Source organism: Streptomyces sp. V3I7 (assembly GCF_030817495.1).
Classification (GTDB): Bacteria; Actinomycetota; Actinomycetes; order Streptomycetales; family Streptomycetaceae; genus Streptomyces.
Genome location: NZ_JAUSZK010000001.1, coordinates 5,982,574 through 6,004,112 on the forward strand (window position 1 = coordinate 5,982,574; position 21,539 = coordinate 6,004,112).

A 21,539-nucleotide genomic window follows, 5' to 3' on the forward strand; every position below is an offset into this window, starting at 1 on the left:
TCAAGTCCACGACACACCGCCCTCGCCGGGAGACCCTCATGAATCCCACGTACGACTTCACCGGACAGGTCGCCTTCGTCACCGGTGCCGGCTCCGGCATGGGCCTGGCCACCGCCCGCGCCTTCGCCCGGGCCGGAGCCGCCGTCGCCCTCGCCGACCTCGACGCGAGCGCCGCGAACGCGGCCGCCAAACAGCTCACCGACGAAGGCCACCAAGCCCTCGCCCTCGTCTGCGACGTCACCGACGAGGACCAGGTGGCCGCCGCGGTGGACCACACGGTGGAGACCTTCGGCCGGCTCGACATGGCCTACAACAACGCCGGAATCCAGATCCCGCCCGCCGACGCCGCCGACGAAGGAGCGGACCAGTTCGACCGCGTCCATGCCGTCAACCTGCGCGGCGTCTGGGCGAGCATGAAGCACGAACTGCGCCACATGCGCGCCCAAGGAAGCGGTGCCATCGTCAACTGCTCGTCCCTCGGCGGGCTCGTCGGCATCCCCGGCCGGGCCTCCTACCACTCCTCCAAACACGGTGTGATCGGCCTGACCACCAGCGCCGCCCTCGAATACGCCCCGCGCGGCATCCGCGTCAACGCCGTGTGCCCCGGCACCATCGACACCCCGATGGTCAGCGACATGATCGCCAAGGGGGAGCTGGACTGCGCCGAGGCCGAGGCCAACCAGCCCATCAACCGGCTCGGCACCGCCGACGAGATCGCCCAGGCCGTCCTGTGGCTGTGCAGCCCCGGCGCGAGTTTCGTCGTCGGCGTCGCCCTGCCCGTCGACGGCGGCTACGTCGCCCGGTGACCACACCGTCGGCAACTGGATCCCGCTGGACCGCCCCGAGCACAGAAGGAAGAACCGACACCATGCCCAAGCAGTCCGCCCCCAAGGAGCTGGAGACGATCGCGCCCAAGCTCGTAGAGCTCACCAACGACGTCCTCTTCAGCGACATCTGGGAGCGCCCCGGCCTCTCACCGCGCGACCGCAGCCTGGTCACCGTCAGTGTCCTGGCTGCCCTGTACCGCAGCGAACAGCTGCCCTACCACCTGAGCGTGGCGCTGGAGAACGGCCTGAGCGTCGACGAACTGTCCGAGGCCATCACCCACCTCGCCTTCTACGCCGGCTGGCCCAACGCCATGACCGCGATCAACCAGCTTAAGAAGATCGCCGACGAGCGCGATGCCTGACACGGGCGCAACCTCCCTCTACAGCACCAAGGAAACAACCGCCATGGAACACATCACCGAGACGTCCACGCTCAAGGCCCCGGCCGATCGCTTCACCGGCGACGTCTACCTCAACATGATCGAGACGCCCACCGAACCCGCCCGCCTCGCTTCCGCCCTGGTCCGCTTCACCCCCGGCGCCCGCACCAACTGGCACTCCCACGCCAACGGCCAGACCCTCTACATCACCGACGGCGTGGGCCTGGTCGGCACCCGCGACGGCAACGTCGTACGTGTCAGCGCCGGCCAGATCGTCAAGTGCCCGGCCGGTGAGGAGCACTGGCACGGAGCCACCGACACCACCCTCATGGCCCACATCGCCATGGTCGTCGGCGACGGCAGCGGAGACGGCACCACCTGGCTCGAACCCGTCACCGCCGAGCAGTACGCCGACGCCCTGAACAGCACCAACTGATTCGTACGCCGACGGTACGGCCACCCGTTCGCCCCGGAACTCGTGCGGCTGCGGTTCAGGCGTCCAGGCGGCGCTCGGCGAGCCAGGTGACGATCTTTTGCGAGGGGCTGCCGAGCGAGGTCAGCATTCGGTCAGTATGGGTACCGAAAACCTGGGGACAACTACCCGGACAGGCGACTGGCTGTAAAGTATGGAAAGAGCCCTTGACCTGCAAAAACGCAGGCAGGGAGCCTACTTCCAGGAGTACACCTATGTTCCGCACGATGTTCAAGTCCAAGATCCATCGAGCCACCGTCACCCAGGCCGACCTGCACTACGTGGGATCTGTGACCATCGACGCCGACCTGCTCGACGCCGCCGATCTGCTGCCCGGTGAGCTCGTGCACATCGTCGACATCACCAACGGGGCCCGGCTGGAGACGTACGTCATCGAGGGGGAGCGGGGCTCGGGTGTCGTCGGGATCAATGGGGCCGCCGCTCATCTCATCCACCCCGGTGACCTGGTGATCATCATCAGCTACGCTCAGGTGAGCGACGCCGAGGCGCGGGTGCTGGAGCCGAAGGTCGTGCACGTCGACGGCGACAACCGGATCGTGGCCCTCGGTGCCGACGCGTCCGAGCCGGTGCCCGGTTCGGACCAGCGGCGCAGCCCGCAGGCCGTGGCGGCCGACCGGGGCTGACAGTCGCGCGGCGACAGACCGACGGACGACCAGGAGCGTGCGTGCCCATGAGCGGCGGCGAGAGCGTCGAGATCCGCGACGACCGGGCGGCCGGCCGCCTGGAAGCCGTCGCCGGCGGTGAAGTCGTCGGCCGTATCGAGTACTTCGTGCTCGACGCGCCCGCGCGCGCCCTGGTTCCCGTCCACACCGTCGTCGAGCCCGCCCATGAGGGCAAGGGCATCGCGGGCTCCCTCGCCCGCGAGCTGTACGCCATTGCCGCCCGCGAGGGCGTCGCGGTGGCGCCGCTGTGCCCGTACGTCGTCCAGTGGGCCGCTCGTCATCCCGCCGAGGCGCCTGCCGCCGACCCCGGCCTGCTGCGGGCCGCGAAGCAGTGGCTGGCGGCGCATCCCGGGCGGTTCTGAGCGCCGCCGGGGCGGGTCCGGGCGCGGGAGCGGTCCGCCTCCCGCAGGCGTGGCGGTGCACGTGGCGGGTACGCGGGGGAGTAGTCGACAGGCGATGTCGGCCATTGGCCGGAGGACGTCATGACGAACCCGCACCCCGACCCCGTGCCGCCCGGTCCGACCCCGGGTCCGGACCCCGGGCACCCGGAGCCGTACCCCAATCCGGTCCCGCCGCCCGAGCCGGCGCCCGCTCCGGAGCCGACCCCGCCGCCGGAGCCGTACCCCAACCCGGTCCCGACCCCCGAACCCCCGCCGGCGCCCGGACCGCCCCCGCATCCGGAGCCGCCGCCGCACCCGGGGCCCCCGCCCCCTCCGGGCCCGCCCCACCCCGGCCCGCCTCCGGAACCCTCTCCGTCCCCGATCCCGCCGGGACCGGAGCCCTTCCCGCCGCCCGAGCCGGGACCGCCCCTGACCTGAGCGCGAGCGAGGGCCGCCGCTGACGGATCAGCGGCGGCCCTGTCAGGCAGCACTCAGGAGGCGGCCGGACCGCCGAGCGGTGTCATGCACCGCCCGGCAGGAAGCGAACCCTCAGGCGCGCAGCCCTCGGGCCCGCACCCCTCGGGCCTGCGGCCCTCAGGCCCGTACCCGTCAGGCCCGCACCTCGGAGCGGTCTCCGCCCCACAGCGTGTGGAACGAGCCGTCCTGGTCGACGCGGCGGTAGGTGTGGGCGCCGAAGAAGTCGCGCTGGCCCTGGGTCAGGGCCGCGGGCAGGCGCTCGGCGCGCAGCGCGTCGTAGTAGGCGAGGGCGGCGGCGAAGCCCGGGGTGGGCACGCCTTGACGGGTGGCCGTGACGAGGACCTCGCGCCAGTCGTCCTGGGCGTCCGCGATCTCCTGGGCGAAGGTGTCGTCGGACAACAGGCTCGGCAGGTCGGGCCGGGCGTCGTACGCGGCGCGGATGCGGTCCAGGAAGGCCGCGCGGATGATGCAGCCGCCGCGCCAGATGGCGGCCATGGCGCCGAGGTCGATGTCCCAGTCGTACTCCTCGCTGGCCGCCGCGATCTCGTGGAAGCCCTGGGTGTACGAGACGATCTTCGACGCGTAAAGCGCCTGCTCGACGCGGTCGGCGAAGGCCGCCTTCTCCGCGTCGCTCATCGGGGTCGGCTTGGGGCCGGCCAGGCCGCGCGAGGCCTCGCGCAGGGCCGCGTGACCGGACAGGGAGCGGGCGAAGACCGCCTCCGCGATGCCCGACACCGGGACGCCGAGGTCGAGGGCGATCTGGACCGTCCAGCGGCCGGTGCCCTTCTGCTCGGCCTGGTCCACCACGACGTCCACGAACGGCTTGCCCGTCTCCGCGTCCACGTGGGACAGCACCTCGGCCGTGATCTCGATCAGGTACGAGTCGAGCCGGCCCTGGTTCCAGGTGCGGAAGATCTCCGCGATCTCGGCGGGGGTGAACCCGGCGACGTCGCGCAGCAGCTGGTACGCCTCACCGATCAGCTGCATGTCGGCGTACTCGATGCCGTTGTGGACCATCTTCACGAAGTGGCCGGCGCCGTCGGGGCCGACGTGGGTCACGCAGGGCGCGCCGTCCTTCGCCTTCGCGGAGATCTTCTCCAGCATCGGGCCCAGCGAGTCGTACGACTCCTGCGGGCCGCCCGGCATGATGCTCGGGCCGTTCAGCGCGCCCTCCTCGCCGCCGGAGACGCCCATGCCGACGAAGTGGATGCCCTGCTCGCGCAGCTCGCGCTCACGGCGGCGGGTGTCGGCGAAGTGCGCGTTGCCGCCGTCGATGATCATGTCGCCCGGCTCCAGCAGCGGGGCGAACTCCTCGATCACCGCGTCGGTCGGCTCGCCGGCCTTGACCATGATGACCAGGCGGCGCGGCCGCTCCAGCGCCTCGACGAACTCCTTGGCGGTCTCGGCCGGGACGAAGTCGCCCTCGTTCCCGAACTCCTCCACGAGCGCCTGCGTACGCGAAGGCGTCCGGTTGTGCACCGCGACCGTGTAGCCGTTGCGCGCGAAGTTACGGGCGAGGTTGCGGCCCATGACCGCGAGACCCGTGACGCCGATCTGCGCCGAACTGCTCATACCGCCTACTCCTCGTAAATAGGGTGGATCCGGTTTATTCGGTGGATCCTGCACACTGCATGCTCTAAAAGGTCGTGCCGGTCGTGCACGGCAGTTCGGTCAGTATCGCCCCTGAACCGCCCTGACGTGCACGTACGGCGACGCGACCATCCTGACGTGCCGAGCGCCGTCGGCGCACATCTGACCCGCCACGCTTGCATACGTGCGGAACGCGCCCGGCGCCTCAGCGGAGCAGCGAACGGCTCACGGATCGGCCCAACAGCCGCTCCTGACCGACCACTTGGAGTGGCCGACGGCCGAATGTCGTCTTGTCGCGGCCTGTTTGCGGCGGCTACTTTTGCCCCTCCTGACGCAGGGCGAGGGGGGGCCGAAGTGGCCGTGCACGGTCGGCATCGCCGCTACCAGCCGAACAGGATCAACCGCGCCTCACTCACCGTCACCGCGGGCGGGGCCGGCCTCGCGCTCCCCCTCATCGGCGCCGGGAGCGTCCACGCGGCCGACGCGGCCACCTGGAACAAGGTCGCCGCCCGCGAGTCCAGCGGCGACTGGAGCGTCAACACCGGCAACGGCTACCACGGCGGCCTCCAGTTCACCCGGTCCACCTGGGCGGCCTACGACGGTACGGCGTCCGCCCTGCTGCCCGGGAGCGGCGAGGCCGTGCACATAAGTGACGTACAGCCCCAGATGGCGCCTCAGTCCCGCGCCGGCAAGGCGGAGATGTACACCGTCGTGCGCGGCGACACGCTGTCCGGCATCGCCGAGGAGCGGGACGTACGGGGCGGCTGGCAGCGCCTGTACGCGGCCAACCGTACGACGGTCGGAGCCGACCCCGACCTGATCCTGCCGGGACAGCGGCTGACGCTGCACACCGCTCACGCCGCGGCACCGCCCGCCGAGAAGTCGGCCAAGCCATCGAAGAAGACGGAGAAGGCGGAGAAGGCGGAGAAGGCGGAGAAGACTGAGAGGACGGAGAAGGCGGCGAAGGCGGCGAAGGCGCACCGCGAGTCCGAGAAGCCCGCCAAGCCCACCCGCCGCGGCCACACCTCCCTCACCGCCCCCGTGAACGCCCGCACGGGGACGCCCTACCGTGCTGTCGGCTCGTACTGGTCGAAGGGCTATCACACCGGCGTCGACTTCCCCGTGCCCACCGGCACCTCCGTCCACGCGGTCGCGGCCGGACGCGTGGTCGACGCGGGCTGGGGCGGCTCCTACGGCTACCAGGTCGTCATCCGGCACGCCGACGGCCGCTACTCGCAGTACGCCCACCTGTCCGCCATCAGCGTGCGGACGGGGCAGGAAGTCTCCGTCGGACGGCGCATCGGCCGCTCGGGGGCGACCGGCAACGCCACGGGCCCGCATCTGCACTTCGAGGTGCGGACCGGGCCCGCGTTCGGCGCGGACATCGACCCGGTCGCCTATCTCCGGGCCGGCGGCGTCAGGATCTGACCCGCAGGCGGTGCCGGTGCAGCGCGGGCAGCGGCACGTGCATGCCGGGGGAGGAGAGGGGCTCGGGGTCGGAGGCAGGCCGAGCGGGTGAGTCCGACGGCCGCTCCTGCGAGTTCCCCTGAGCCTTCGAGGCCGGGTGCGGTGTGTGCTGGATGCGCTCCGTCGTCAGCAGGATCAGGCCGCCCGCTGCCACCACACCGCTGCTCAACGCGAGCGCGGTGCCCGTGACGCCGTAGCGGAAGGTCTCGCCGAACATCGTGATGCCGACCGCGGCCGCCAGCACCGGGTTCACCACCGTCAGCGTGGCGAGCGGTGCCGCGAGGCCGCCGCCGCGGTACGCGGCCTGGGAGAGCAGGACGCCGGCCGACGCGAACACGCCGATCGCCGCCAGCGACGGCAGGTCGGCCGCCGAGAACCCGTCGCTCCAGTCGGTGGTGACGGTCTTGGTGAACACCGACGACATGCCGAACGCGATGCCGGAGGCGACCGCGAGCAGCACGCTGCGCACCGCGGGGTGCCGGTGCGCCGCGCGGGCCGCGGTCATCAGCGTCAGCACCGCGCCGCCGGTGACCACGGCCGTGCCGATGCGCTCGGCGGCGGTGAGCGACTGGCCGTGGGAGGTGCCGACGAGGGCGAGCAGTCCGGCGAGACCCAGAGTGGCCATGATGGCGCCGCGCCAGGCCGCCGCCCCGGCCTTGCGGCCGACGAACAGCGCCGCCATGGGCAGCGCGAACACGATGGTCAGGGCGCCCAGCGGCTGGACGAGGCTCAGGGGGCCGTAGGCCAGCGCCACCACGTGCAGCGCTCCGCCCACGGCCGTCAGTGCGACGGCGGCCCACCAACTGGGCCGCCGTAGATGGCCGTACCGCTCGTCGGGAGCGCAGGACAGCGCGACCTGCTCCTGCACGATGGCCCCGCCCGCGTACGCGACGGCGGAGACGAACGACAACAGGACGGACAACACGAGGGCGGTCATCAAGGGCTCCTCGGCGCCAGGCGGGACCCCCGGGCCCGGTGACGAGTACGGTCGGCATTCATGGGCAACACTCTGCCGCCCGGGCTTCTTCCCGTCGTCGTACCTGGGCAGGCATTGAGTCCTACTGCCGATGGAGTATCTCCGGAGCACCGTCCTCCCCAGGGTGGGCGACACGGACGTACCCCCGACTCGGCCGCATCCGTACCGTCCCTGGTACTACTCCTGTTCGTGGACATCGACCCCGGACTCGCAGCGCTCCGCCCGCTCGGCGGATTCTTCGTCCTGCGCGCGGCAGGAGACGGCGGGCGGTCACCGGCCGGGACGCTGCCGACGCTCGCGGAGGCCTATGGCGGGGCAAAGTCTGACGTTTACGGCGATTCCATAATTTTTCGTGTCGAGCTGGTGGCGCAGCGTCTTCGCACCTCTGAGCTGCGCGTTTCCGCGTCCATCGCCCAGCAGGGGCTCGCCGCCCGGCTCTGGTCGGTGGCCCTCGGCAGTGCCGTCCTGTACGGCCGGATCCCCGATCCGGACCCGGCCCTGCTCCACTGGGACCCGGCCGCGACCGCACCCGACGACCTCTGGCTGGCCGAGATGCGCCCGCTGCCCGGTGACGCGGAGACGCTCGCGGCCGCCGTGCTGGACCGCCACCTCGAACCCCTAGGGGAGACCCTGCGCGCCCGGTACGGGGTCGCGGCCGGGCTGCTGCGCGGCAACGCGGGCTCCGCGCTCGCCGGCGCCGCCCGCGAACTCCAGCGATGGGCGCACGGCAGCGGCCGTACCGACCTGGCCGAGCGGGCCCGCGCGCTCACCGCCGAACTGTTCACCCACCCCCTCCTGAGCGCCACCGGCACCCTCTCCGGCACTGCCTTCCGGCGCCGCAGCTGCTGCCTGTACTACCGCCTACCCGGCGGCGGAGTCTGCGGCGACTGCTGCTTCACCCGGCCGCCGCGCTCCGTCCCGCACTCTTCCCCGAGCGCCCCGTCTGGGTGACCATGAGGGAACCTGCCGCCAAGACCAGGGAGTTGCGGTGCGAGTGGGACTGCTGAGCCGGGAGTTCCCTCCGGACGTGTACGGCGGCGCCGGAGTCCATGTCGAGTTCCTGGCGCGGGAGTTGACGTCCCTGGTCGAGCTGGAGGTGCACTGCTGGGGCGAGGGCCGCGGTGTCGGCGTCGTACGCCACCGCCCCTGGTCCGCCCTGGACACCGCCAACGACGCCCTGCGCACGTTCTCCGTGGACCTCTCCATGGCCGCCGCCCTCGCGAGCCGCGACCTCGTCCACTCCCACACCTGGTACGCCGGTCTCGCCGGCCACCTCGCCAAGCTCCTCTACGGCGTCCCGCACGTGATGACCGCCCACTCCCTGGAGCCGCTGCGGCCCTGGAAGGCCGAGCAACTCGGTGGCGGATACGCCCTGTCCGGCTGGTCCGAGCGCACCGCCATCGAGGCCGCCGACGCGGTGATCGCCGTCTCGGGCGCCATGCGCGAGGACATCCTCGGCTGCTACCCGGCGCTGGATCCGGCCCGGGTCCACGTCGTGCACAACGGCATCGACACCACCCTCTACCGCCCGGACCACGGCACCGACGTCCTCGCCCGGCTGGGCGTGGACCCGCACCGCCCGTTCGTGCTGTTCGTCGGCCGCATCACCCGCCAGAAGGGCGTCCCCCAACTGCTGCGCGCCGTACGGGACATCGACCCGGCGGCGCAGGTCGTGCTGTGCGCGGGCGCGCCGGACACCCCCGAGCTCGACCGGGAGTTCCGCGAGCTGTTCCGGGAGTTGAGCGGAGTCCGCGAGGGCGTGCACTGGATCCCGCAGATGCTGCCGCGCGGAGACGTCATCCAACTCCTCACCCACGCCGCCGTGTTCGTCTGCCCCTCGGTCTACGAGCCGCTGGGCATCGTCAACCTGGAGGCGATGGCGTGCGGCACGCCCGTCGTGGCCTCCCGGGTCGGCGGCATCCCCGAGGTCGTCGACGACGGCCGGACGGGCCTGCTGGTCACGCCGGACGAGGACTTCGAGACCTCGCTCGCGGAGGCGCTGGACGAGATCCTCGGCGACCCGGAGAGGGCCCGGCGGATGGGGGAGGCGGGGCGGGAGCGCGCGGTGGGCGAGTTCGGCTGGGACACCGTGGCCCGGCGCACGGTGCGGCTGTACGAGGAGATCCTCAAGCAGGCTTAGCCGGCCCCGCCCGGGGCAGGCCAGGGTTCGACCAGGGTGAGGGGAGCGGCCATGCGTCGTGGAGGTCCTTCGGTTCTCGGGATCGTGCTCGCCGGCGGCGAGGGCAAACGGCTGATGCCCCTGACGACGGACCGCGCCAAACCCGCGGTCACCTTCGGCGGCACCTACCGGCTCGTCGACTTCGTGCTCTCCAACCTCGTCAACGCCGACATCCTGCGCATCTGCGTGCTCACCCAGTACAAGTCGCACTCGCTGGACCGGCACATCACCACCACCTGGCGGATGTCCAGCCTGCTCGGCAACTACGTCACCCCGGTCCCGGCGCAGCAGCGGCTCGGCCCGCGCTGGTACCTGGGCAGCGCCGACGCGATCCTGCAGTCGCTCAACCTCGTCCACGACGAACAGCCCGACTACGTCGCGGTGTTCGGCGCCGACCACGTCTACCGCATGGACCCGCGCCAGATGATCGCGCAGCACGTCGACAGCGGCGCCGGCGTGACCGTCGCGGGCATCCGAGTGCCGCGCGCCGAGTCCTCCTCGTTCGGTGTGATCACCCCGGGCTCGGACGGGCAGAGCGTCAAGCGGTTCCTGGAGAAGCCCGCAGATCCTCCCGGCCTGCCGGACGATCCGCAGTCCGTGTTCGCCTCGATGGGCAACTACGTCTTCAGCACCAAGGCCCTGATCGAGGCGCTGCACCGGGACGCCGAGGACGAGCGGTCCGTGCACGACATGGGCGGCTCGATCCTGCCCCAGCTCACCGGCCGCGGCGAGGCGCAGCTCTACGACTTCGCCGACAACCACGTCCCCGGCGAGACCACCCGCGACCAGGGCTACTGGCGCGACGTCGGCACCCTCGACGCCTACTACGACGCCCACATGGACCTGATCGCCGAGCGCCCCGCCTTCAACCTCTACAACCGCACCTGGCCCGTCTACACCCACTCGGGCCAGCTCTCGCCTGCCCGTTTCAACGCCGGCGGCATAGCGAGCGAATCCATCGTCAGCGCGGGCTGCCTGATCCGCGGCCAGGTCACGCGGTCGGTCCTGTCTCCGGGCGTGGTGGTGGACCCGGGGGCCGTCGTGCAGGGGTCGGTGCTGCACGACAACGTGCACATCGGCCGGGGCGCGGTGGTGCGCGGCGCCGTCATCGACAAGAACGTCCAGGTGCCGCCCGGGGCGACGATCGGCGTCAACCCGGACCGCGACGCCGAGCTGTACACCGTCTCCCGGGGCGGCGTGATCGCCCTCGGGAAGGGGCAGTTGGTGCCCTAGGGTCTTTGTTTGGATCAGGCCGGGCTCGCGGGCCCGACACCGGCTGGGGCGCCCCCGAAGGCGCCCCAGCCGGAACGGCCCCCTATGACCCCTACGGCCCCCTATGGACCCCTACGGATCCCCACGGACGCCTCAGGGATCGCAAGCCATGATCAGCGTCTCCACCTCGGCCGTCAGCGCGCGGGCGAAGCGGTCGAGGTCCGGGACGGCTCGGCCGTCGGCGACCAGGCCGTAGTGCACGTGGCCTCGGTACGTCGAGATCGCGACCGCCAGGGACTGGCCGGGGGCGAGCGGGGCGAAGGGGTAGACCTCGGTGAGGGGGTGGCCGCCGAGGCGCAGTCCGATGCCGGGCAGGGGGACGCTGGTGACCAGGATGTCGAACCACAGCCGGGCCGCCTGGCCGACGAGCGGTCCGCCGAGCCGGTGGCCGAGCGCGGGGACGTGGTCGGCGAGCAGCGCGACCGCGCCGGCGCCCCGGTCGGCGCCCGCGTCCTTGTTACGGTCCATCGCCGCGCGCACCGTGTCGAGGCGGCTGCGCGGGTCGGGATCGTCGACGGGGAGCCGTATCAGGTAACCCGAGAGCCGGTTGCCCTGTGGCTGCGCGCTGCGCGGGCGGCGCCGGGAGACGGGGATCAGCGCGCGGGGCTCGACGCCCGCGCTGCCGTCGCCGCGCTCGTCGAGCCAGCGGCGCAGCGCGCCCGCGACGACGGCGATGAGGACGTCGTTGACGGTGCCGCCGACCGCCTTGCGCACCCGGTGCACGTCGTCGATGTCGAGCACGACGCCCGCGGTGCGGCGCGTGCCGCTCGGCGTGGAGGTCAGCGCGGAGGAGGTGCGCCCGCCCAGCGTGGACAGGGCGACGGAGGCGCCGATGTCCAGCGCGCGGCCGGCCTCGGACAGGGCGCCGCGCAGCAGACCGGGCAGCTTGCGCACGTCGGGCAGCAGACCGCGCGGCGGCTCGACGGGGCGCGGGCCGCGCTCGGGGAGGTCCATGGGGTCCAGCACGCCCGCGGCGAGCTTGAGCGCGCGGAGGCCGTCGGCGAGCGCGTGGTGGAACTTGAACAGCACGGCGAAGGAGACACCGTCCTCGCCGGGCAGCACGTGCGCCTCCCACGGCGGCCGGTCGCGCTCCAGCGGGCGTTCCATGAGCGTGCCGGCCACGGCCTGGAAGTCGCCGGCCGGGGCGTGCAGCCGGACGTGGTCCATCGGGTCGAAACCGGGATCGGGCTCACGGGTGGCGCCGCCGAAGGCGAGCGGGAGCGCGAAGGGGGAGCCGATGGGCTGCCAGACGTCCCGGATACGCATCCGCAGTCCCGGCACGGCGGCGGCGCGGGCGGCGAGCAGGTCGGCCGCGTGGGCGCCGGCGGTGGGCGAGTGCGCCGAGAAGACGCCGAGGGCGCCGAGGTGCATCGGGTACAGGTCGGACTCGATGTTCCAGAAGGCCAGGTCGAGGGGAGCGAGCAGATCGGAAGTCAATGGCTTGCCTCGCATCGACGAAGGGTGGGCATGCAGTCAACCTCCGGCAGATGATTACGGTCAAGTGCGATCAAGTTACGCACAGTTAACTTCAGATGAAGTTGCGCCCGCCGAAAGGGGCGGGACTGCCCAGGCACCTGAGGTCACGTCAGGGAGGGCGGCGCGGACCCCGGGGACGTGCCCCACTCCGACGGGTGCGGGCCGACCGTGAAGGACAGCTCGCGCAGGGAGCGCAGGGCGTCCGTCGTCAGATACGTCCGGCCGTACGGGACCCCGTCCGCGGCGACGCCCTGGACGTAGCGGTCGGCCGCCGAGGTCCCCGGCGCGCTGACCGTCAGCCGGCCGCCGGGCCAGTAGCGGCGGTCGAGGGCGAGGTCCACGCGGTCGAAGACGGGCGTGGACAGCCCCCAGGTGCCGTACCCGGGCTGGACCGGGAAGAGCCCGATCGAGGACAGCACGTGCCAGGCGGACATCGTGCCCAGGTCGTCGTTGCCGGTCATGCCGGTCGGCGCGTCCGTGAACAGGGTCATCGCCGCGTGCACCACGTCGGTCGTCTTCCAGGGCTGCCCGGTCGAGAGGTAGGTGTACGGGGCGATGAGGTCGGGCTCGTTCATCGGGTTGTACACGGCCGCGTTGTAGTACGTGTACGGGTCGCCGTGCACCCACACCTCGCGGGCGGTGCGCTCGGGGTCGGTCAGCAGCCGGTCGTAGGCGAAGAACGCGTCCAGCCGGTCGTTGGCCGCCCGCTGACCGCCGATCAGGCGGACCAGGTCCGGCACGTCCTGCGGCACCAGCCACTGGTACTGCCAGGCGGTGCCCTCGTGGAAGCCGACGCTGCGGGCCGGGTCGGCCGGTCCGGCGAAGGCGCCGGAGGCGTCCCGGGCGCGGAAGAAGCCGGTCGACGGATCGAAGACGTTGCGGTAGTTGCGTGAGCGGGCCGCCCACCGGTCGGCGTCCGCGGTGTGGCCGAGGGCGCGGGCCATCTGCGCGAGCATCGCGTCGGACAGGGCGTACTCCAGGGTCACCGAGGCGCCCTGGTGGTAGTCCGAGTCGCCGAGCTTGGCCTGCGGGCGGCCCGGGACGTAGGGGGCGAAGCCGTTCGCCAGGTACTCGTCGTTGGCCTCCCGGCCGGCCATCGGCACGTCGACCGGGGGCACGCCGTCGGCGTTCTGCCGCAGCACGCGGTACGCCCGTTCCTCGTACCCCCTGAGAAGACCGAGCTGGTACGCGGTGGTGAGGAACGGGGTGACCGGGTCGCCGGTCATGATGTTCGTCTCGGCCGTGGCGTAGCCCCACTTGGGCAGCCAGCCGCCCTCCTCGCCGACCCTGATCACCGACCGGGCCATGTCGCGGGCCTCGCGCGGCGCGAGCAGGGCGAGGAGCTGGCACTGGGTGCGGTAGGTGTCCCACAGGGACCAGTTCTGGTAGTACGTGAACCCCTTGGCGCGGTGGGTCCGCTGGTCCCAGCCGGTGTAGCGGCCGTCCGCGTCGCTGCCCGTGCTCGGCGCGAGGAACGACCGGTACAGCGACGAGTAGAACGTACGGCGCCGGGTGTCGTCCCCGCCTCGGACACGGACCGTGCGCAGCCGCCCCTCCCACGCCCGCCGGGCCGCCTCGCGCACCGCGTCGAACGAACGGCCGCCCTCCGCCCGCAGGTTGACCTCCGCGCCCCGCGGGTCGACGTACGACAGCGCGGTGGTCGCCGTGACCGTGCGGTCCCCGGTGGTGTCGAACCGGACGTAGGCGCCGCCGCGGCCGGTGCGGGAGCCGTCGGTGACGGCGGCGCCGTCCCAGGTGCCGTACGCGGTGAAGGGCCGGTCGAAGCGGGTGATCGTGTGCACGGTGTACGGCAGGGTGTCGCGGCAGAAGCCGCGGCCGGTGATCGTGGTGCGCACGGTGCGGTCGTCGAGGATCTCGACCCTGGCGCCGACCGCCTTGTGCAGCGACTGGCCCGCGTTGAGCAGGACGTTGGCCTTGTCGGTGGCCGGGAAGGTGTAGCGCTGCACGCCGGTGCGCGTGGTGGCGGTCAGCTCGGCGGTGATCCCGGAGGACAGGCCGACCCGGTAGGAGCCCGGGCTCGCCTGTTCGTCGGTGTGCCGGAAGCCGGCCGCGTACCGGGCGTAGTCCGTCTCCGTGACGTCCCCGGTGGTCGGCAGGACCGGCAGGTCCCCGCCGATACGGCACCCGACGCCGGAGAGGTGGACCAGCGAGAAGCCCCGGATGCGGCTGTCGGAGTAGTCGTACCCCGTCCGGTGCCCGGTGTCGGGCGAGAGCTGGACCATCCCGAAGGGCACCGTCGCGCCGGGGAAGGTGTTGCCCTCGTTCTCGGTGCCGATGAACGGGTCGACCAGGTCGGTGAGCGGGCCGCCGCTCGGTTCGGCGGACCGCGCGGCGGGGGCGAGGAGCAGCGCGGACGCCGTCATCACCCCCGCCAGACACAGCCGCTCAAGCCGGGTCCCTCTCATGTGGGATGACCTCCGGAGCTCGACGTCAGTGTCTGCATCCTGAGGTCATCGGGGCGGGAAGCCGGGGATCCCGGGCGGTCTTCGTCGGACGCGTCGCGGTACGGGACCGGGCCCGGGGGAACATAGCCTCAAAAGTGGAGAAATGAGACTAAGGGGATCATCGTGGATGATCATGGCTTGTTCGAAGACGACGCCGAAATCGGACGGCAGGACAGGGCCGCCGCCGGGGAGCCGCTGGAGCCGCGGGTGGGCCCCGTGCCGAAAGGGCCGCCCAAGTCGAAGCCGTACACGCATCCGGCGGCGGGCTGGGGCGCGGCCAAGGCTGTGGGCGAGTTCCTGGTCGACGAGCGCGAGGTCGTGGTGGGCTCGCTCGAGATGCTGAAGATGAACCAGGAGGACAGCGGCGGCTTCGACTGCCCGGGCTGTGCGTGGCCCGACACCAAGGGCCTGGCGCTGGACCTCTGCGAGAACGGCATCAAGCACACCACGTGGGAGATGACGGGCAAGCGCGTCACCCGCGAGTTCTTCGCGGAGCACACCGTCACGTCGCTGTTCGACTGGAACGACCACGACCTCGAGGCGCAGGGCCGGCTGACCGAGCCGATGACCTACGACCCGGAGACCGACCACTACGTGCCCATCAGCTGGGCGGACGCGTTCAAGCTCTTCGGCGACGCCGTCCGCGCTCTTGAGGATCCGAACCAGGCCTCGTACTACACCTCGGGACGGCTGGGCAACGAGGCTTCCTTCCTCTACCAGCTCATGACCCGAGAGCTCGGCACCAACAACCAGCCCGACTGCGCCAACATGTGCACCGAGGCCGGCAGCCGCGCGATGATCGCCTCGCTCGGCACCGGCAAGGGCACCGTGGACCTCAAGGACTGGGAGGCCGCGGACGCCGTCTTCGTGATCGGCATCAACGCCGCGTCCAACGCGCCGCGCATGCTCACCCCGCTGGCGCAGCTCTACCGCGCCGGCAAGAAGCTCGTCCACATCAACCCGCAGGTCGAGGCGGGTGCCACCCGCACGATCATTCCGCACGACCTCGTGGCGATGGCGACCTTCCACGCCACCCCGACCAGCAACCTCAATATCCAGCCGCGGTCCGCCGGCGACATGGCGCTGATGCGCGGGATCGCCAAGGCGACCCTGGAGATGTCCGAGAGGGACGATCACGCGATCGACAGGGAGTTCCTGGCGCGCCACACGACCGGCTTCGACGCCTACCGGAGGCTGGTCGAGGACACCTCGTGGGACGAGATCGTCCAGCAGTCGGGCGTGGCCAGGGAGGACATCCTCAAGGCCGCCACGATCTACCGCGAGGCCGACCGGTCGATCATGACCTGGGGCCTGGGCGTCAACCAGCACGAGCACGCCGTCGACACGATCCGCGAGATCGTCAACGTCCTGCTGCTGCGCGGCAACATCGGCCGCGAGGGCGCCGGCGCCGCTCCCAACCGCGGCCACAGCAACGTGCAGGGCAACCGCACCTGCGGCATCACCAACGCCCCCACGCGGGAGTTCCTCGACAAGCTCGCCGAGGTCTGCGGGATCGACCCGCCGCGGGAGGAGGGGCTGGACGTCATCGGCACCGTCGAGGCGATGGACCGCGGCGACATCAAGGTCTTCGTCGGCATGGCGGGCAACTTCGCGCTCGCGCTGCCCGACACCAGGTACACCTACGCGAGCCTGCGGAAGGTGGATCTGACCGTCTACGTCAGCACCAAGCTCAACCGCAGCCACATCGTCCACGGCAAGCGGGCCCTGATCTTGCCGTGCCTGGGCCGCACCGAGAAGGACATGCAGAGCGGCGGCCTGCAGCGGCTGTCGGTCGAGGACGGCGATTCGATGGTCCACCTCTCGCAGGGCAACCAGCACCCGGCCTCGCCGCACCTGCTCTCCGAGCCCGCGATCATCGCCGGCCTCGCCCGGGCGGCGCTGCCGGACTCCGCCACCCCGTGGGAGTGGTACGTCGAGGACTACGACCGCATCCGCGACACCATGGCGAAGGTCCTGTACGGCTTCGAGGACTTCAACCGGCGCGTCCGGCAGCCGATGGGCTTCCGGATCAAGCAGCCCGCCCGCGAGCTGGTCTTCCTCACCCCCTCAGGGCGCGCCGAGTTCTCGCACGCCCCCCTGCCCGACGTGGTGCCCCGCGACGGGCGGCTCGTCCTGGGCGCGATGCGCTCCCACGACCAGTGGAACACCACGATCTACACCGACAACGACCGCTACCGCGGCATCCACCACCTGCGCACGCTCGTCTTCATGAACGGCGACGACATGCGCGAGCGCGGCCTGAAGGAGTTCCAGCCGACCACGATCACGGCATACGCCAAGGACGGGACCGAGCGCACGCTGAAAGGCTTCCTCGCGGTCGAACACGACATCCCGCGCGGCGTCGCCGCCGGCTACATGCCGGAGCTGAACCAGCTGATCTCGGTCAGCGACTACAGCGCCCAGAGCGACCAGCCGCTGATGAAGCAGCTGAACGTCACGATCGAACAGGACGCCTGACGATTCCCGTCGAGGCCCTCGGCCGGCCCTCGCGCCGTCTCGCGCCAGGCGCGTCGGCGGCGCGCGCGGCCGTGCGGGGCGGCCTCACCCGGGTGCCCCCCCAGGGGTCTCCCCCGGAGCGGTTTGGTGGTATGGGGGAGTGCTCCGTAAAATTCCCTGTTCGAAAGCGGGCGCGACCGGTGCCCTGCGCAGGTGATCAGGGAAGCGGCAGCGCGATGACGGTGACAGACGACGGCCTGACGGCCTCGGGCGTGGCGAACGAGCCCGGCGACGAGGTGGTCCACGGCCCCGGCATCGACCCCGAGCGCCTGGCGGTCTGCCTCGCCGTACTGGAGGAGCTCGACAAGATCGAGGTCGACCACCCCGACGCGATCAAGGTGCGCCGGGCCACCTCGCACATCTACCGCACGGTCAAGCAGCGCCGCCGCCAGGAGCGCCGGGCCGCCAAGACCGCGCACGACAAGGCGATCACCGAGGCCACCGCGACCGGCTCCGCCCAGCGCATCGACGACGAGACCGAGGGCATCCTGCCGTCGTCGAGCACCGAGTCCGGCAGGATCGCGGGGATACTCCAGCGCCCGCGCTCCTGCTACACCTGCAAGTCCCGGTACGTGGAAGTCGACTACTTCTACCACCAGCTCTGTCCCGATTGCGCCGGCCTGAACCGCGCCAAGCGCGACGCCGGCGCCGACCTCACCGGCAAGCGCGCGCTGCTCACCGGCGGCCGCGCCAAGATCGGCATGTACATCGCGCTGCGGCTGCTGCGCGACGGCGCGCACACGACGATCACCACGCGCTTCCCGAAGGACGCCATCCGCCGTTTCAAGGCGATGGAGGACTCGGCGGACTGGATGCACCGCCTGGAGGTCGTGGGCATCGACCTGCGCGACCCGGCGCAGGCCGTGGCCCTCGCGGACCAGATCACCGAGGCCGGCCCGCTCGACATCCTGATCAACAACGCGACGCAGACCGTGCGCCGGCTGCCCTCCGCCTACGCCGCCCTGGTCGACGGCGAGAGTGCCCCGCTGCCGGCCGGTGAGCTTCCCGCGCACCACGTCATCGGCGCCTTCAACTCCGGCGCGGTCGACGGTCTGGCGGCCCTGCCCGTCGGCACCAGCGGCCTCGACGCCCAGAAGGTCGCCGACCTCGCCCTGGTCGCGGGCAACGCCAGCGTCGCCCGGCACCTCGACGGCACCGCCATCGACGCGGGCGGCCTGCTCCCCGACGTCGTCGAGTCCAACACCTGGGTGCAGACCATCGAGCAGATCTCCCCGGTGGAGCTCCTCGAGACCCAGCTGTGCAACTACACGGCGCCGTTCATCCTGATCAGCAAGCTCCGCCCGGTCATGGCGGAGGCGGCCAGGAAGGCGACGAGCGGACGCGCGTACGTCGTCAACGTCTCGGCGATGGAGGGCGTCTTCGGCCGCGGCTACAAGGGCGCCGGCCACCCCAACACCAACGCCGCCAAGGCCGCGATGAACATGGTGACGCGCACCAGCGCCCAGGAGATGTTCGACGCCGACGGCATCCTCATGACCTCGGTCGACACCGGCTGGATCACCGACGAGCGTCCCCACTTCGACAAGCTCCGCCTCGCCGACGAGGGCTTCCACGCCCCGCTCGACCTGGTCGACGGCGCGGCCCGCGTCTACGACCCGATCGTGCGCGGCGAGGCGGGCGAGGACCTGTACGGCGTGTTCATGAAGGACTACGCGCCCGGCAAGTGGTGACCCGGCTCCACCGCCGCTGATCCGGTACGGCGCCGAGCGCGCCGTACCGGATCATGACGCGCCGTCATGCGCCGTACCGGATCATGACGCGCCGTCAGCCGCCCGCCCCGGCCCCGCGTGCCGTGCCGCCACCAGTTCCAGCACCGTGCGCCAGTCCTCCAGGACCCCCGCGTCGAAACCGGCGGTCCGGCCCTCCTCGTCCGCCGCACGCAGGGACAGCAGGTCGTCGTCGGCGTACGGGCCCCGGGCCATGCCGTGGTGGCGTACGAGACGGGCGACCCGGTCGCCGAGCAGTGGCCGCACCGCGGCGGCCGCGCGGTCCGCCTGCTCGGCCTCCTCGCTCGGCCCCAGCAGCCGCCCGCTGTCCCGCATCAGCCCCGCGACCTGGAGCTCCTTGTCGGCGGGACGGCTGCGACGCAGGAGAGCCGCGGTCCGCAGCGCGCGCTCGCTCCGGCACGCGTACAGCATCTCCATCAGCTCCTCGACGCCGCGCAGCTCCATCCGTCCGTCCTCCCGCGATACGGCTCGTGTGGACGCCAGCAGAGCAGGACGAGTTTTCGGTCCGGCCAACGCCGCCTGAACTGCTCGACGTCGAGGACACGTGTGCGGCGATGTCCGCCGAATGGGTGGCCCCAAAGGGTGCATCATGTGACAAATGGGCGCAAAATTGGGCTGATGGAGCACACATTGGATCGCAATGGTTACGCCTTGTTTGCACTCCCTATCGAGCGCGCCCCCGCTCATTTGGTTACTCTATAGCCGACGGACAGCACGACTGGGTCCCATCCCCACCCACCGTCCGTCCCGAGGCGACCGCTTCACAACGGTCTGTTCTCCTACGAGTTGCCGGCGCCACCGCGTCCGAACTGGCCTTCCCTCCAGACCCGAGCGGGCGTGACGTGCCGGATCACAGACTGTTCCGGTTCGCCCCGAGGGTGACCCGACACATAAGGAGTGCGCGGTGACACCGGAGAAGACGAATCGCGAGCAGAGCAGCAAGAAGAGCAAGGAGAGCCCGGGCAAGAGGCCCGGTCAGCTCGGCAACCTCGACGTGTGGGCCCGGTCCGCTCCGATCCGCCTCGCGGGTTACGAGGAGGATCTCGCCGAACCGCACATCCTGCCGAGCGTGGACTGACCGCCGGGTCAGCCACCTCGCGATCGCCGGACGCATGGGCGTGCGCAGGAGTCACGCCCATGCCGGCCACCCGCACCGAAGAAGCCGCGGCCGACACCGGACCGCGGCTCCTCTCTGTCCGTCCGGACGTCCGCTCCCCGGGCTCGTCCCCTCCCCGCGTCAGTCCAGCAGCGCCGTGCGCTGCCACGGCCGCAGGCTCTCCAGCCGCTCCGCCAGCTCCAGCAGCTTCGGCTCCGACCCCGGCAGGCCCACGAGTTGTACGGCGCCGGGCGCGCCCGAGGGCAGCGTGCCGAACGGGACGGACATGGCGGGCCAGCCCGTGAGGTTCCACGCCGGGGTCAGCGGTGAACAGGCGGTGTTGGCGAGGACGTTGCTCAGCCAGCCGCGCTCGTGCCACGACCCCGCCTTGGGCGAGCGGCGGGCGAGAGCCGGGGTGAGCAGCACGTCGTGCTCGGCGAAGAAGGGGATCAGGCGCCGACGCAGCCGCTCGCGGTGGTCGCCGGTGCGGACGGTGCGCAGGAAGCGGCGTCCGACGGCGGCGTGGGCCCGGGTGCGCGGGGCCAGCAGCGCCGGGTCGAGGGCGGCGGCGTCCACCGCGGTGCCCGCCGTCCAGTGCTGGAGCGCGGTGAGGCCCATGGTCACCGGGTACGGCGGCTCGGCCCGGCGCACCCGGTGGCCCGCCCCCGCCAGCAACCCGGCCGCCTCCCGCACCGCGGCCGCGTACGGCCGGGTCACGCTGGTCCCGGCGAGCGGGCTGCGCAGGGAGACGCCGATCCTCAGCGCGGCCGGCTCGTCCCCGTCCGCGGGCTCCGCGGCCGTGAACTCTGTGCCGGCCAGGGCCGAGAGCATCAGCCGGAGATCCTCGACCGTGGTCGCCAGCGGTCCGTTCTCGGACATGCCGAACCAGTCGCCGTTGCCGATCCCGGCCGGGATCACCCCGTGCCCCGGCTTGAGCGTGACCAGGCCGCAGTTGGCCGCGGGGATGCGCAGCGAGCCCATGCCGTCGTTGCCCAGCGCGATCGGAGTCAGGCCTGCAGCGACCGCGGCCGCGCTGCCGCCCGAGGAGCCGCCCGCCGAGCGCGCCGTGTCCCACGGGTTGCGGGAGATGCCGTACACCCCCTCGGTGGTGCCGAAGACGCACAGCTCGGGCACGTTCGTCAGGCCCACGACCACCGCGCCCGCCGCCCGCAGCCGGGCCACGGTCACATGGTCCTCGGCGGCGGGGGTGTCCGGGGTGGCGGCGGAGCCGTTGCGGGTCGACTCCCCGCGTACACCGAGGTTGTCCTTGATGGCCACCGGCACACCGGCGAGCGGGAGTTCGGCCAGGTCGGAACGGTCGGCCAGGGCATCGGCCTCGGCGAGCGCCGCCTCGGCGCGCACGGTACGGAAGGCGCCGATCCGGCCGTCGAGCCGCTCGATCCGCGCAAGGTGCTCGGCCACCACCTCGCGCGGCGTGGCGCGCTTGTCGCGTACGGCGGCGGCGATCTCGGCGGCCGTCCGGCCGATCCACTTGGTCACGACTGCTCCTGGGAGGTGCGCTGAGAACTCGGCT

Annotated in this window: 18 protein-coding genes; 12 read left to right on the top strand and 6 right to left on the bottom strand. The window is 71.9% G+C overall.

All coding sequences use genetic code 11. The annotated features are described in order from the left end of the window. Positions 1-38: 38 nt before the first annotated feature. The 5 genes from QFZ74_RS27675 (at position 39) to QFZ74_RS27695 (ending at position 2,724) form a co-directional block, all read left to right on the top strand. Complete coding sequence (locus QFZ74_RS27675; RefSeq protein ID WP_307623557.1) at positions 39-806, top strand: glucose 1-dehydrogenase; 768 nt, start codon at positions 39-41, stop codon at positions 804-806. A 62-nt stretch (positions 807-868) separates the two neighbouring features. Then, positions 869-1,189, top strand: coding sequence for a carboxymuconolactone decarboxylase family protein (locus QFZ74_RS27680; protein ID WP_307623558.1), 321 nt, complete (start codon positions 869-871; stop codon positions 1,187-1,189). A gap of 43 nt (positions 1,190-1,232) precedes the next feature. Beyond that, entirely contained in the window at positions 1,233-1,643 is a 411-nt protein-coding gene (locus QFZ74_RS27685) for a cupin domain-containing protein (protein WP_307623559.1), read from the top strand. A gap of 251 nt (positions 1,644-1,894) precedes the next feature. Beyond that, a complete protein-coding gene (gene panD / locus QFZ74_RS27690) occupies positions 1,895-2,323 on the top strand; it encodes an aspartate 1-decarboxylase (RefSeq protein ID WP_307623560.1) in 429 nt (142 codons plus the stop codon). A 47-nt stretch (positions 2,324-2,370) separates the two neighbouring features. Beyond that, the gene (locus QFZ74_RS27695) at positions 2,371-2,724 is read left to right on the top strand and encodes a GNAT family N-acetyltransferase (RefSeq protein WP_307623561.1); all 354 of its coding nucleotides are present in this window, start codon (positions 2,371-2,373) and stop codon (positions 2,722-2,724) included. Positions 2,725-3,351: 627 nt separating this feature from the next. Here QFZ74_RS27695 and gndA read toward each other — a convergent pair. Further along, positions 3,352-4,791: an NADP-dependent phosphogluconate dehydrogenase gene (gndA, locus tag QFZ74_RS27700; RefSeq protein ID WP_307623562.1), complete on the bottom strand. Its 1,440-nt coding sequence runs from the start codon at positions 4,789-4,791 to the stop codon at positions 3,352-3,354. Between the two features lie 372 nt (positions 4,792-5,163). Here gndA and QFZ74_RS27705 point away from each other — a divergent pair, with 372 nt between their 5' ends. Continuing rightward, complete coding sequence (locus QFZ74_RS27705; protein WP_307623563.1) at positions 5,164-6,237, top strand: peptidoglycan DD-metalloendopeptidase family protein; 1,074 nt, start codon at positions 5,164-5,166, stop codon at positions 6,235-6,237. Here QFZ74_RS27705 and QFZ74_RS27710 read toward each other — a convergent pair. Continuing rightward, a complete protein-coding gene (locus QFZ74_RS27710) occupies positions 6,227-7,213 on the bottom strand; it encodes a DMT family transporter (protein ID WP_307623564.1) in 987 nt (328 codons plus the stop codon). The two genes, QFZ74_RS27705 and QFZ74_RS27710, sit on opposite strands and share 11 nt — an antisense overlap. Before the next feature lie 228 nt (positions 7,214-7,441). Here QFZ74_RS27710 and QFZ74_RS27715 point away from each other — a divergent pair, with 228 nt between their 5' ends. Genes QFZ74_RS27715 through glgC form a run of 3 tightly spaced genes read left to right on the top strand, consistent with a single transcriptional unit; the run spans position 7,442 to position 10,664 of the window. Further along, positions 7,442-8,203, top strand: a complete 762-nt coding sequence (locus QFZ74_RS27715; RefSeq protein ID WP_307623565.1) for a (2Fe-2S)-binding protein — start codon at positions 7,442-7,444, stop codon at positions 8,201-8,203. A 37-nt stretch (positions 8,204-8,240) separates the two neighbouring features. Further along, on the top strand, positions 8,241-9,392 hold the full coding sequence (gene glgA / locus QFZ74_RS27720; RefSeq protein ID WP_307623566.1) for a glycogen synthase: 1,152 nt from the start codon (positions 8,241-8,243) through the stop codon (positions 9,390-9,392). 51 nt (positions 9,393-9,443) lie between these two features. Then, a complete protein-coding gene (glgC, locus tag QFZ74_RS27725) occupies positions 9,444-10,664 on the top strand; it encodes a glucose-1-phosphate adenylyltransferase (RefSeq protein ID WP_307623567.1) in 1,221 nt (406 codons plus the stop codon). 132 nt (positions 10,665-10,796) lie between these two features. Here the strand turns inward: glgC and QFZ74_RS27730 are convergent, their stop codons facing one another. Beyond that, positions 10,797-12,140, bottom strand: a complete 1,344-nt coding sequence (locus QFZ74_RS27730; RefSeq protein ID WP_307624300.1) for a wax ester/triacylglycerol synthase family O-acyltransferase — start codon at positions 12,138-12,140, stop codon at positions 10,797-10,799. Positions 12,141-12,283: 143 nt separating this feature from the next. Beyond that, entirely contained in the window at positions 12,284-14,605 is a 2,322-nt protein-coding gene (locus QFZ74_RS27735) for a GH92 family glycosyl hydrolase (RefSeq protein ID WP_307623568.1), read from the bottom strand. A 177-nt stretch (positions 14,606-14,782) separates the two neighbouring features. On the opposite strand from QFZ74_RS27735, the gene QFZ74_RS27740 reads away from it, so the two are divergent. After that, the gene (locus tag QFZ74_RS27740) at positions 14,783-17,122 is read left to right on the top strand and encodes an FdhF/YdeP family oxidoreductase (protein WP_307623569.1); all 2,340 of its coding nucleotides are present in this window, start codon (positions 14,783-14,785) and stop codon (positions 17,120-17,122) included. 215 nt (positions 17,123-17,337) lie between these two features. Then, positions 17,338-18,852, top strand: a complete 1,515-nt coding sequence (locus tag QFZ74_RS27745; protein ID WP_307623570.1) for an SDR family NAD(P)-dependent oxidoreductase — start codon at positions 17,338-17,340, stop codon at positions 18,850-18,852. 81 nt (positions 18,853-18,933) lie between these two features. On the opposite strand, the gene QFZ74_RS27750 is transcribed toward QFZ74_RS27745, so the two are convergent. Further along, complete coding sequence (locus QFZ74_RS27750; RefSeq protein WP_307623571.1) at positions 18,934-19,353, bottom strand: hypothetical protein; 420 nt, start codon at positions 19,351-19,353, stop codon at positions 18,934-18,936. A gap of 460 nt (positions 19,354-19,813) precedes the next feature. Here QFZ74_RS27750 and QFZ74_RS27755 point away from each other — a divergent pair, with 460 nt between their 5' ends. Further along, positions 19,814-19,987: a hypothetical protein gene (locus tag QFZ74_RS27755; protein ID WP_307623572.1), complete on the top strand. Its 174-nt coding sequence runs from the start codon at positions 19,814-19,816 to the stop codon at positions 19,985-19,987. Between the two features lie 159 nt (positions 19,988-20,146). On the opposite strand, the gene QFZ74_RS27760 is transcribed toward QFZ74_RS27755, so the two are convergent. After that, complete coding sequence (locus tag QFZ74_RS27760) at positions 20,147-21,505, bottom strand: amidase (protein WP_307623573.1); 1,359 nt, start codon at positions 21,503-21,505, stop codon at positions 20,147-20,149. Positions 21,506-21,539 lie beyond the last annotated feature (34 nt).